This is a genomic window from Bradyrhizobium sp. Ec3.3, assembly GCF_000472925.1.
Lineage (GTDB): Bacteria > Pseudomonadota > Alphaproteobacteria > Rhizobiales > Xanthobacteraceae > Bradyrhizobium.
The window spans coordinates 83,910-96,533 of sequence record NZ_AXAS01000030.1 but is presented as its reverse complement, the minus strand read 5'-3'; the positions used below and the strand labels follow the sequence as shown (position 1 = coordinate 96,533).

Genomic DNA, 12,624 nt, shown 5'->3' with positions numbered 1-12,624 from the left:
ATCCGCTCACAAGCTCGCGAAGTCCCGGCGGCCCCCACCCCGCGGCCGTTGTGCCCATGCTAGGATCGCCGGCCCGGACAACGCAAATCGCCGGATTTGCAACTTTAGTCTAAGCGCGCTTATTTGCGCCGTTGCATCAGGCGCTTGCGCCTACCCCGCAGGAGACCCCTATCTGTGAAGAACATCCGCGCGACGCTCGCGACCGTTTGGCGAATCGCCATGCCCTACTTCCGGTCCGAGGACAAATGGGCCGGCCGCGGCCTGCTCGCCGCCGTCATCGCAATCGAGCTGGCGCTGGTCGCAATCGACGTGCTCGTGAACCAGTGGCAGAACCGCTTCTACAGTGCGCTCCAGGCCTATGATCTCGACACCTTCGTGCGCGAGATCTGGATCTTCATCGGCCTCGCCTCGGCTTTCGTCGCGCTCGCGGTCTACCAGCTCTATCTCAACCAGTGGCTCCAGATCCGCTGGCGGCAATGGCTGACGCGTCACTATCTCGGCGAATGGCTCGAGGGCGCCACGCACTACCGCATGCAGCTCAAGGGCGATGCCGCTGACAACCCCGACCAGCGCATCACCGAGGACGTCAAGACCTTCGTCGAGCAGACGCTCAGCATCAGCATCGGCCTGCTCTCCTCGATCGTGACGCTGTTCTCCTTCGTGATTATCCTGTGGGGCCTCTCCAACGCCGCGCCGCTGCATATCTCCGGGCTCGATTTCGCGATCCCCGGCTATCTGGTGTGGGGCGCGCTGCTCTATGCCATCCTCGGCACCGCACTGACGCACTGGATCGGCATGCCGCTGGTCAACCTCAATTTCGAGCAGCAGCGCTATGAAGCCGACTTCCGTTTCAACCTGGTGCGGGTGCGCGAGAACTCGGAGCAGATCGCGCTGCTGAAGGGAGAGAGCGCCGAGCGCGGCCGCCTGTTGCACCGCTTCGGCTTCGTGGTTGGCAACTGGTACGCGATCATGAGCCGCACCAAACGCCTTACCGCGTTCACGGCGAGCTATCAGCAGGCCGCTGTGATCTTTCCCTACGTGCTGGTGGCGCCGGCCTATTTCGCCAAGAAGATCCAGCTCGGCGACATGATGCAGACCGGCTCGGCCTTCTCGAGCGTGCAGCGCGCGCTGTCGTTCTTCGTGACGACCTACCGCTCGCTCGCCGAATGGCGCGCGGTGGTGGCCCGCCTCGACGGTTTCGAGATGTCGGTCAGCTCGGCCGCCCATCTTCCCGCGCACGAGCCCACCATCGGCGTCACGCCATCCACGGGCAGCGAGGCCATCGCGCTCGAGCAGCTGCTGGTGAAGCTTCCCAACGGCAAACCGCTGGTCGCAGCCAACGCCTTTGCGATCCAGCACCCCGAGCGCGTGCTGGTGACCGGACCGTCGGGCTCGGGCAAGTCGACGCTGTTCCGCGCCATCGCCGGGATCTGGCCGTTCGGCACCGGCAAGATCGCCATCCCCGGGAAGTCCAGCCTGATGATGCTGCCGCAGCGGCCGTATTTCCCCATTGGCCCGCTCGGCGACGCCGTGATCTACCCGGCCGAGCACGGCACGATCGCGCCGGACAAGATCAAGGAGGCGCTGAGAGCGGTCGGCATGCCGAGGCTGTCCGAGCAGCTCGACGAGGAAGCGCACTGGAACAGGACGCTGTCGCTCGGCGAGCAGCAGCGCCTGGGGGTTGCCCGCGCACTACTGCATGCGCCGGATTACCTGTTCCTCGACGAGGCGACCGCCTCGCTCGACGAGCCGTCCGAGGCCCTGCTCTACCGGCTCATGGAGGAGAGGCTGCCATCGACCACGATCGTGTCGATCGGCCACCGCTCGACGCTCGATGCCTTCCACACCCGCAATGTCAGGCTGGTCCAGGACGGCGAGATCCACCTGCTCGGCGGCGCCGGCGCACCAGCCCGGGCGGAGCCGAGCGAGGCGCGCTGATCGCATCGACAGTGACGCTGCGCTCCCTCTTCCGCTTGCGGGAGAGGGCAGAATATCCGTCGTCCCGGAGCGCGCGAAGCGCGAGCCCGGGACCCATAATCCCAGGGTCGTGTTTGGCGAAGATTGGTAACCCATATCTCGCGCCACAGCGGCAGCCCGCGGGTAGGGGTCCCCGCCCCCGTGCGCAATTGCGCACTAGGCGGGACGACACCGAACTTTGTTGAAGCGGTGATACCCCCCTCTCCCCATCACGTTCCCCCCAAAAGCAAAAGGGCGGCAGGTTGCCCTGCCGCCCTTTCAGTCAGTCTCGGGATAGAACTTACTTCAGATTGGTCATCGCCGTCAGGTCGAACGACAGCTTGGCGATACCGGCAGCACCGCACCAGTTGGAGCCGACGCCCGACGGATTGATCGGGGTCACGAAGGTACCGGAGGAGGCGGTGATGTTGCCGCGCGCCGAGAAGTCGCTGGTGAAGGCGTTACAGTCACCCTTGGAGAGGTTGGTGTCGGAGTAGCGCAGGTCCAGCGTGAACACCTTGTAGGTGAAGCCGATGCCGACGTTCCAGGTGTTGTAGTCGGCATATTTGATGCCGTTCGGGAACGCAGCCACACCGTAGAAGCTGTCGGAGGTGCCGAGCCACTGACGGCCGAACTCACCCGACACGTACATGCCGACGCCGCTCGAGCCGAAGATGGTGCTGGGCGCGGTGTACTTGCCGGTGATCGAGGTGTAGTTGCCCCAGGCGCCCGAGTTCAGGTAGCTCGGGGTGTAGTACTCGGTGACGCCGAACGCCCAGTTATCGTTCACCGTGTAGGTCATCTTGCCGTAGACTTCGAAGAAGCTCAGGTCCTTCTTGATGACGTTGCCATTGATCAGGGCCTGCGAGGCGCACTCGGCGCCCTGGAAGTTGCCGGCGAAGTCGATGCCGGGCGCGCCGAAGAAGCAGCTGCCACCCGGATACAGGTAGCCCCAGACGCCGATGTCGAAGGCGAATGCGCCGAAGGTCGGGCGGATACCGCCGTAGACGTCGATCTCGGCCGCGGCGCGGTTCGGGAAGGAGATGCTCTCACCGGACACGCCGACATAGAGCTGCAGGTCCTTGGTGACGTTGTAGCGCGGCTCGAAATAGGCCGTGACCGACGGCTTGTGGTTCGACTGGGTGATGCCGCGGAAGATGTAGTCGCTCATGATGCCGCCGCCGAAGGCGACATCCCAGGGGTCAAAGGCGGGCGGCGGAGGAGCCTTCACAGCCTTCACCGGCATGTCTGCCGCCAGAGCCGAACCCGTCACCATTGCCAGCGCCGTTGCCAACAAAGCCACTTTTTTCATTTCGTTCCCCATCACCTTCTTAAGGCCAGTCCGATCCCGGCGCCCCCGGGGGCATGCGACCCTGACTGAAAAACTCGTAACCGCCGCAATCTGGAGCGTGGAGATCGGCCGGTGAAGCAAAAAACACGAGCATCTGCCGACTTTTTGGGCGTTATGGCGATTTCGCGAAAGGTTGTCGGCGTGTGTTGCATCTCGAACACAATTATTCGCACCCGAGTGCACCTGACGTCCGTGATGCTACGGGGAGATTGCCCGGCTGAGGCTTGGCCGCCACGAATAGGCTTCCCGGCGATTCGGCTCGGCTTCGGTCGATGCAAAAAGGCCGCAGCGTCGCCGCCGCGGCCTTCCGGATTGCTGATCGTCTTGGAGGACGAAAGTGGGAGCTAGCCCTGCCCTTCGGCCGAAGCCGACGAGCTGTCGCCGGTGGACGACGGGGTCGCCCAGCTCGCCTCCGGTGCGGGCTCGGGAGCGGGAGCTTCCACGGGGGCCGCTGGCTTGGGGGCCGGCGCCGCCTTCTTCGCGCTCTTCTTGGGAGCCGCCTTCTTCGCGGATTTCTTTGCGGCCGTCTTGGCTGCCTTCTTCGGTGCGGCCTTCTTTGCCGATTTCTTCGCTACCTTCTTGGCGGATTTCTTCGCCGACCTCTTGGCCGATTTCTTCTTGCCGGCCTTCTTCGCGGTCTTCTTCTTCGCCGCTACGGCCTTCTTGGCCTTTTTGGCCTTCTTGCTTTTCTTCTTCTTCGCTTTCGCCATCGTGATCCTCCTGTTGCCGCCGAACCAATGGTCGATCGGGCCTTCAGTCGTCCACCTCCGGGCGCGGCGCAGTCGGCTAGCTTAATTCGACTAGTTCAATGCCGGCTGCGCACCGCCCGTCGCCCAATCGAGAAGCTCAATCGTGTGCACGACCGGCACTGATGTGCCGCTGGCAATCTGCACCATGCAGCCGATATTGCCTGCGGCAATCATGTCCGGCTTGACGCTCGCGATGTTGGCGACCTTGCGATCGCGCAACCTGCCCGCAAGGTCGGGCTGGAGAATGTTGTAGGTCCCCGCCGAACCGCAACACAAATGGCTCTCGGGGATATCTTTCACCACGAATCCGTTCTTGGAAAGCAATTCTTTCGGAAGCGCAGTGATTTTCTGCCCGTGCTGCAGTGAACAAGCCGAATGATAGGCGACGACGATGTCGTCGTGTCGCCTCAACGGCTGAAGCGCAAGGCCCGCGACATACTCCGTGATGTCCTTGGCGAGCGCGGAGACATTGGCCGCATCGCTCGCGAAGTCGCGGTCCTCGCGCAGGAGATAGCCGTAGTCCTTGATGACCGTGCCGCAGCCGGACGTCGTCACCAGGATGGCATCGAGACCATCCTTTGCCGCCTCGCGACGCCAGGCCGCGACGTTCGCCCGCGCCCGCGCGAGCGCGTCGTCGTCACGACCGAGGTGATGGGTCAGAGCGCCGCAGCATTGTTCGTCCCGGACCAGCACGACCTCGATGCCGTGGCGGGTCAGGAGGTTGATGGCAGCCTGGTTGATCCGCGGCGCCAGCACCTGCTGGGCGCAGCCCTGGAGCAGGGCGACCCGCCCCCGGCGCTTGCCGAGCGGCGCAAAGACGCTGCCAGCAGCGGGCCCTGGCGCCGGCAGCCGGTCCGGCGCAAGCGCCAGCATCGCCTTGATCCGCTGCGTGAGGCCAGGGGTGGCCGACGGCCGCGGCGTCGGCAGCAAAGCCGTGAACGGCCGGGCAAGCCGCGCCAGCGACATGCTGACGCGAAAGCGCTGCGGGTCGGGCAGGACGAACGCCAGCACGGTGCGCAGCAGCCGCTCGGCAAGCGGCCGCTCGTAACGCTGTTCGATCCGGACCCGGGCCTGGTCGACGAGGTGCATGTAGTTCACCCCGGACGGGCACGTGGTCATGCAGGCAAGGCAGGACAGGCAGCGGTCGACATGCTTGACGACCTCTGAGGTCGGCGCCTGGTCCTTCTCCAGCATCTCCTTGATCAGGTAGATGCGGCCGCGCGGGCTATCGAGCTCGTCGCCGAGCAGCACGTAGGTCGGACAGGTCGCGGTGCAGAAGCCGCAATGCACGCAGGCGCGCAGGATCTTGTCGGCTTCCGCGATGTCGGGATCGGCGAGCTGGGTGAGCGAGAATTCGGTCTTCATGCCTCGCCCCGCATCAAGCGCCCGCGATTGAGGATGGTCTTCGGATCGAAGCTGACGCGAACCCGCTCGCTGAGCGCGGCCACACCAGGCGCTTGCGGATGGAACACGTCCACATTGCGCCGCACCACTTCGGGCGCCCGGACCAGCATGGCGTGCCCGCCGACGGCCTCCGCGCGCTGGCGCACGATGGCGGCTTGCGCATCGCCCTTCGGCGGCATCGCCGCCCAGATCAGCCCGCCGCCCCAGTCGTAGATCACGTCGCCGCCGGTGTCCCGCGCGAGCTGCCGGCCAACCGCGGCGCCAGAGGCCGGCGGACAGACGATCCGCCACACGGGCCAGGCGCCAAGCGCGCCATCGGCCGCGAACGGCAGCACGTCCCGGATCGCAGTCCACAATGCGGCCGAGGCGGCATCCTCCACGATGGAGGCGGTTCCGAATGGCGCGAGCGCCTCGCGCAGCGAAACGGCGCGGTGGGTGGCCGAGGCGGTGATGCCCTCCAGCCGCAGCACGGTGAGTGCCTCGCCCTGAGTGGCGATGTCGCCGAGCCCTTCGGTTCTCTCCCGGAAAGCGGATTTCGGCAGATGCGCCCCGCCCGATACGTCGAAGGGCGAGCCGAGCGCCGCGGTCATGGCCTTGTTGGCGGTCGCATCGTCCAGCCCCCGCAGCAGCAGCGTCCGCTCGCTCTCCGGCTTCGGCATGACCTTCAGCGTCACCTCGGTCATGACCGAGAGCGTGCCCCAGGAACCGGCGAGCAGCTTGCAGAGATCGTAGCCGGTGACGTTCTTCACCACCTTGCCGCCGGTCTTGAAACTGTCGCCGAAGCCGGAGACGGCGTGCGCGCCGAGCAGATGGTCGCGGGCACCGCCGGCCTTGATGCGGCGCGGCCCGGCGAGACCCGCCGCGATCATGCCGCCGATGGTGCCGAGCCCGGGCGTCCCCAGCAGGGGCGCAGTGTTCATCGGCTCGAAGGCGAATTGCTGGTTCTTGGCATCGATCAGCGACAGCACGTCAGCCAGCGGTGCGCCGGCCTGGAGCGTGATGATCAGCTCGTTGGGCTCATAGGAAGTGACCGCGTTCAGCGCGGAGACGTCGAGCACGGCGTTGGTCGCCATCACATGGCCGATGCTGCGCCTCGTGCCATGGCCGATGATCTCGAGCGGCTGCTCATTGGCAATTGCCGCGCGCACCACCTCTTCGACGTCTTTGGCGTCTCTGACCTTGAGCGTATCCACGGGAAGAGGCGGTAGCGAAATTCGCGTCGGAAATCAAATTTGGCATGGCGAGGTCGCGAGGCAGTTCGGGCCTCGACGCGTTGCGGCAGGTGACGACGCTCCTGCTCCCGACCCGCGAAAAGCAGCTTGCCCGGCCATTCCGCGCAGCATCCTTACTTCGGTCTATATCGAATCATCTCCGTACAAAGTTCGCTATCTGTCGAATTGTCCCCTCGCAGTGTCGCAAAATGACGCGTGCGACCGGGAGCTTGCAAAACAAGGAGTTCCACCATGAACCAGCCAGCAATGAACGAGCGGTCGATCGGCGAAGCGACCCGCGGCGGCGGCCTTCTGGTCGTGGCGCAATGGGAAGCCAAGGAGGGGCAGGCCGACACGATTGCCGGGATCCTGCGCGACTTTCTCCCCGCTGCGCAAAGCGAGCCCGGCGTCAAACTGTTCCTGATCAGCCGCGCGACCGACGATCCGGCGCAGTTCCTGTTCTATGAGCTGTTCCGCGACGAGGCGGCGTTCAAGGCGCACCAGGAGAGCGCGCATTTCAAGGCCCACATCGCAGGCCAGGCGCTGCCACTGTTGGCGAAGCGCGAACGCAAGCAATACGCGCTGATGTGAGCGCGCGAGGTTCGGGGCGCCGCATTTCGGCACGGGATCGAACAGCGGCGCCCCGCGAGTTGATCGCGCGGAGGGCGTCTGTCGCGCCCCAATAGCACCGCGCTCAAGTTGCCATTCAAGCCCGTATCGAGCCGGTCCACGCGATCACTTGCCCTGACATCACAAGGCGATTGCGCCCGCTTTGGCGAAGATCGCTGCGGTGATCAGTCAAGAGAGGCTTCCTCCCCCGGAACCCCTGCACGTTCGAACAGCAGGGAACGGTCACAGCATCAAGTCAGCTCGATGGCCTCGAGCGCCGTGCCGGCCACTCGGCCCATCCCGGGTTCGGCGAAACCTGTCGGATGCACGCTTCGAACTCCGGCAAGACGTCCCCAATCGTCGGCCGGCGGTCGGGGTCGAATGACCAGACTCTCTGCCGGCAGGCGCTCGGCCGGCGGCACCGGTTTCGCGCCGCCTGCGATCAGGCTCGGCAACGGCGTGTGCATGAGCCAGATGTTCTTGAGCATCGCCCTGTTCACCGAACAGGCGACGGCATTGTTCTTCCTCAGAAAGGCACCGGTAAACAGCTTCCGGATCAGCAGGTCCCGCTCGAGCGACGGTGGCAAGGCGAACTGCACCCCGACGAATTGTCCCCTTTGCTGCATGACGCTCGCGTCGATCCAGCCTATTTGTGCGACATGGACGTGCAGCGATGCTCCACGGCCAGGAAGAGAGTTGGCATCGCAATCGAGAAGAATGCCGGCGCCGGACAAAGAGACATCCTTGACCCGACCAGACAGCCGCTCCCCGGTCGCGGTCCTGATCAAGATCGGCTCGTCGATCACGAAGCGTTCCTCGCCCCGCGGCATGCGCGCCTGGAGAGAGGTCATGCAAACGAAAAAGAGCACCACAACGTTGACCACGGACCAGAAGGCGACCATCGGCAATGCAGCCGGGTGATCGATCACCCGCCATTCGGGGATCGTGTTCAGGACAAGTCCGACAACCGTCAGCGCCATGAGGATTGCCGCCGGCCAGAATATTTCGCTGGCGTAGCTCACGCGCCGCGCGGCAGTCCCCTTAGGGGTTACCTTGAACACATGTCCTTTCGGCTTGAGCAGCGTCGCGAGCACAACCGGGAGAAGCTTGAAGCTCTGGATAGTCGCCGAGACCTGGGCGGCGAGCGGGAAATGTTCGTGTGGCGCAAAGCAGGAGATGCCTCCGTTCAGCGCCAGGATCGCGGGGAACAGATAGTAGAAGACTGACTCCGGCGTAACGTCGATGACGGGCGTGATGCCAGTCCACATGAACACGATGGGAACCACCACGACCATCAGCGCCCGCAGGCCCATCGAGAGCCAATGGGTCGGAAAGAACAGCAGCCGATGCATCAAGCTTAGACCAGGGCCAAGGGGGCCGTCGCCGAGATACAAGGTCTGGATTGCACCACGGGCCCACCGTTTCCGTTGCACGAAGAAGGCTGTGAGGCTTTCCGGCGCCAATCCAATCGCAAGCGGTTCGCTGAGATACCGTGTGATATACCCTTTGCGCAGCAGCACCATCGTCAGCAGAATGTCTTCTGTGATGGACTGGGTCGGCAACGCATCGCCCACGGAGCGCAGCGCCGCACGACGCGTGACGGAGTTGGAACCGCAACAGAAGGCACCATCCCAGCCGTCGCGGGCCGGCATGATGGAATCGAAGAAGAACCGCTGCTCGTCCGGCAATCCCCTGTGCAGGCCGAGATTCGCCTGCATCGGATCCTCGTTGTAGAAGGTGTGAGGGATCTGAACGATCCCGATCCTTGGATCGGCAAAGAAGCCAATCGTGCGCATGAGGAAATTGCGCTGCGGAACGAAGTCCGCATCGAAGATCACGAAAAACTCGCCATTCGATTTCGTCAGCGCGTGATTGATATTGCCGGCCTTGGCATTGGCTTGGTCGGCGCGCGTGAGGTAGCCTGCACCCTTGTGCTCGCAGAGTTGCCTGAGCCAGGGCCTGCGGCCGTCATCCAGAACCCAGACCTGGAAGTTTGGATAATCCAGGCACAGTGCACCCGTGATGGTCTTCTCCAGCACCTCGAGTGGCTCGTCGTAGGTGGGAATGAAGACATCGACCGAGGGCAGCGCGTCGTTCGGCAGACCACGCAGTCGACGTTCGTGCTGATCGGCTTCGCCGCGGCGATCGGTTCTGCGAAGGAACGTCAGGTAGAGAATAAACTGGTCAGCGAAGGTCAAGAGCTCGACGAAGAGACAGAACCATATCCAGCCAACCTCGTACCACTCGCCGCTTGCCGGCAGCACCGTGGCGAAGATGCGCCATTCGAGGTAACGGGCAACGACGAGCCAGACCGTGACAAAGATCGCAACGCGCGCCCAGGCGCGACCAAGCGGCAAGGTCGGAGCCAGGAAGTACATCACCGCGAACAGGCACAGCGTCGGTGCGAACAACTGAAAGAGCGGCAGGGTTGTGGCGTGCACGGCGATCAGTCGTTCAAAGGAATGGCTGGTCAGGCTCGAGGCCGGCGGTCAGCCATTTCAGCTTCCCGCTGACCAATCGAAGCAGGCCGTCGGCTCTCCGCTCGAAGCGCACCTCGGCTAACCGCCCGATATCGCAGGAGCCACTGCGGTCGGCCGACGTCTCATCGCGCGGAAGCGATATTTCGACGGTAATACTGCCCGGATCGGGTCGCGGCACCCGCGCCGCCAGCAGCCGATCATCGGCGTGCGCTGCCGAACCGCGGACTTGCCGGACCTGGCCTGTCTTCCACTCCCGGCCGCCAATCAGGCGAACGGCGGCCGCCTCTCCGGCCTTGATTTTCTCGAAGTCGCGCTCGGGTAGTTCGACCGCGATGAATCGGTGCTCGCAGTCTGCAAAATCGAATACCGGTTGCCCTTCCGTAACCATCGAGCCGGGGCTGGCTGCGACCGACCAGACCACGTGAGCTGCGGGCAAGGTCAGATCGTAATGATCGAGACGCTCAAGTCGCGCGCGTTCCTCTGCGACTTCGCCGGCCAGCTGCGCCGAACGTGAGCTGTTTTGCAGCAGCTCTGTCTCGAGTTCCTGGCGGCGGAGAACAAGCCGCTCGCGCTGTTGCTGGGAATAGGGCACGTCATTGGCATCGCCACGAAGATAGATGCCCTTCTCGGCCGACTCCAGTTCGGTCTTGAGGCGCTGGAGGCGTTCATCGGCCATCTGGCACCGCGTTGTGGTCGCTTCCTGCGAAGCCTGCGCCTCGGCGGAGCGGATCTGCGAGCTGATGCCGAGCCTGACGAGCCTCTCCATCCGGCCCGCGACGTCGTTGCGTTGCCGGGCTTCGGCGAGGCAGCCGCCCTTTTCAGCTTCCGTTTCGCCGATCTCGTGGCGAAGGCGCGCGACCACTCCGAAACGATAGACCTCGCTGCGCTCGCCGAGCTTGCGATCGAGCTCGGCGATTTCCTCCAATTGCCGACGCGCGAGCTCGGCGCGCTTGCTGGACACGGCCAGCTGCTGATCGAGGTCCATGAGGTGCCGTCGATCCGGCGAACGCGCCTCCACCAGCGGCAGCAACCGGGCGCGCTGGAAATACTCACCTTTGCGCGGAAGATCGGCCGAGAGCTGACCCGCGATCGGCGCCGTCACCCGCACGAGTTCGGCATTGACGAATGCGGAGGGAGCGATTCGATAGGTCACGTACGGCAACAGCGCCCATCCGCTCAGGGCAATGATCCCGAGCGCCAGCGCGCGGCGCACAATCCGGCTACGAATGAAACGTTCGATCTGCAAGCGAAACACGACTGGATCTCCAATGCGCCTTGATCGCCGAGTCTGAGCCGACGAACGTTTCACGGCTGTTCGCCGAGGCCCTTAGCTTTTTGCGAACTGCGTCCTGAGGCACGGAGTGACCGACAACCTTGGCAACGAGGGTTGCCGCATCGACGAATCCGCATTCGCAACTGAGAGAATGTCTCCCGAGCTTTCACCACATTGGATTGAGCGCTGTCAAAACCGGAAGAGTACGGCCCCGGAAAAGGAGATCGAGATGAAGACTCGTTCCGGCGAGAGTCGCGGCGACTCTCGCCACTCAAAATCGCGGAAGATACGGGAACGCCACCCTGCCGGCATGTACGTGCATGCGACCACGCTCGGCGCAGCGGTGCAGGAGCAGGTCCTGCGCGTCGAAAGCGCATCTCAGCCGCTGATGTCAGAATCTCCTCGCACGGTGCGCGCGCCTAGATGATCGCGCGCAGCGGCGACTTCCGCAGGATCAGCGCGGAGACGGCGAAGCTGCCGACCGCTGCCAGCATCGTCAGCAGGAGCGCCTTCGTGAGTGCGAAGAGCGGTAGCCCGTGCAGGAGCATGGCGAAGCCGATCAGGATCGGCGGGTGGATCAGGTAGACGCCGAACGCGTTGTCCGAGAGCCATTTGGCGACCGGCCCCTGCACGTCGAAACGGCGGCGATAGACGGCCAGCATGAGGAGGCCCATGCCCACACAGACGAGCGCCTCCCACAGGCACTTCCCGGCACTGACGAGATTGAAGCCGCCAGAATAGAGCGCAGTCTCGCCCTCGAGGCCGCCGCCAAACAGCACCAGTGCCGCGAACAGCGGAACGGACAGTGCGAGCGCCAGCGCTCCCCAGCGCAGACAGGCCCCCTCGGCGAGCCCCGTCATCCAGTTACCGCGATAGCCATAGGCTCCGGCCACGAACATCAGGAGATATTGCGGCAGGTCGCCGGGATGAACATTGAGCACCGAGGTGCCGGCCTGCACGACGATGCGCACGGCAAAGGTGGCCCCCGCCATGACCATCACGAAGGCGATGACCATCGGCCAACGTAGCGCGACCGTCCGCTCTTGCCAGCCCGACAGGCGGATCAGGCCGTAGGCAAGCGAGAACAGGAGCAGGACGGCGCAGAACCACATCGGACCCGTCTCGGACAGCCACTCGCCATCTCCGAGATGAACCAGCCATTGATGGCCGAAGCCACCACGTCCCCAGGTCCGTGACAGGAAGTACTGCGTGAGCGGGCCGATCACGAACATGTAGAGCAGGGTCGGCAGGCCCAGCCGGACGAAGCGGTCGCGAGCGAAAGTCAGAAATCCCTTCCGGTCGCAGGATGCGGCGGCGAAATAACCGGCGATGAAGAACAGCACCGCCATGAAGAAGGCCTGGAGGAAGCTCTGGTAGATGCCGAAGAACAGTGCCGTGCCAAAGCCGGTTGCCTGCCGATCGACATAGTACCAATTGCCGAACGGGCTGTAGGTGTCGGCCGCGTGCATGCTCAGCACGAGCAGGATCATCGACCAGCGGATGTTGTCGATGAACAGGAGCCGCGAAGGGGCGTGCGCCCCCGCAGCTGCAGTCGTTGCCGTGCCTACCGGAATATCCGTCATGCCGCCAC

The 12,624-nt window shown here is 64.2% G+C and carries 10 protein-coding genes; 3 read left to right on the top strand and 7 right to left on the bottom strand.

Going from position 1 to position 12,624, the window contains the following annotated elements:
* Positions 1-174 precede the first annotated feature (174 nt).
* Positions 175-1,938 (top strand): ABC transporter ATP-binding protein/permease, encoded by a 1,764-nt coding sequence (locus tag YUU_RS0126080; protein WP_027525022.1) that lies wholly within the window; start codon positions 175-177, stop codon positions 1,936-1,938.
* A gap of 319 nt (positions 1,939-2,257) precedes the next feature.
* Here YUU_RS0126080 and YUU_RS0126075 read toward each other — a convergent pair whose 3' ends face one another.
* The 4 genes from YUU_RS0126075 to YUU_RS0126060 form a co-directional block, all read right to left on the bottom strand.
* On the bottom strand, positions 2,258-3,268 hold the full coding sequence (locus YUU_RS0126075; protein WP_027525021.1) for a TorF family putative porin: 1,011 nt from the start codon (positions 3,266-3,268) through the stop codon (positions 2,258-2,260).
* A gap of 383 nt (positions 3,269-3,651) precedes the next feature.
* Positions 3,652-4,017, bottom strand: a complete 366-nt coding sequence (locus YUU_RS51795; protein ID WP_035663387.1) for a hypothetical protein — start codon at positions 4,015-4,017, stop codon at positions 3,652-3,654.
* A 90-nt stretch (positions 4,018-4,107) separates the two neighbouring features.
* On the bottom strand, positions 4,108-5,421 hold the full coding sequence (gene glcF / locus YUU_RS0126065) for a glycolate oxidase subunit GlcF (protein ID WP_027525020.1): 1,314 nt from the start codon (positions 5,419-5,421) through the stop codon (positions 4,108-4,110).
* On the bottom strand, positions 5,418-6,653 hold the full coding sequence (locus YUU_RS0126060; RefSeq protein WP_027525019.1) for an FAD-binding protein: 1,236 nt from the start codon (positions 6,651-6,653) through the stop codon (positions 5,418-5,420). The genes glcF and YUU_RS0126060 overlap by 4 nt, the downstream gene beginning before the upstream one ends.
* A gap of 270 nt (positions 6,654-6,923) precedes the next feature.
* On the opposite strand from YUU_RS0126060, the gene YUU_RS0126055 reads away from it, so the two are divergent.
* Positions 6,924-7,262: a putative quinol monooxygenase gene (locus tag YUU_RS0126055; protein WP_027525018.1), complete on the top strand. Its 339-nt coding sequence runs from the start codon at positions 6,924-6,926 to the stop codon at positions 7,260-7,262.
* 269 nt (positions 7,263-7,531) lie between these two features.
* Here the strand turns inward: YUU_RS0126055 and YUU_RS0126050 are convergent, their stop codons facing one another.
* Positions 7,532-9,721 (bottom strand): glycosyltransferase family 2 protein, encoded by a 2,190-nt coding sequence (locus YUU_RS0126050; protein WP_035663383.1) that lies wholly within the window; start codon positions 9,719-9,721, stop codon positions 7,532-7,534.
* A gap of 13 nt (positions 9,722-9,734) precedes the next feature.
* Positions 9,735-11,015, bottom strand: a complete 1,281-nt coding sequence (locus YUU_RS0126045) for an HlyD family efflux transporter periplasmic adaptor subunit (RefSeq protein WP_245288101.1) — start codon at positions 11,013-11,015, stop codon at positions 9,735-9,737.
* 106 nt (positions 11,016-11,121) lie between these two features.
* On the opposite strand from YUU_RS0126045, the gene YUU_RS58915 reads away from it, so the two are divergent.
* A complete protein-coding gene (locus YUU_RS58915) occupies positions 11,122-11,460 on the top strand; it encodes a hypothetical protein (protein WP_156944516.1) in 339 nt (112 codons plus the stop codon).
* Here YUU_RS58915 and YUU_RS0126040 read toward each other — a convergent pair.
* Positions 11,453-12,616: an acyltransferase family protein gene (locus YUU_RS0126040; RefSeq protein WP_027525015.1), complete on the bottom strand. Its 1,164-nt coding sequence runs from the start codon at positions 12,614-12,616 to the stop codon at positions 11,453-11,455. The two genes, YUU_RS58915 and YUU_RS0126040, sit on opposite strands and share 8 nt — an antisense overlap.
* Positions 12,617-12,624: the final 8 nt, after the last annotated feature.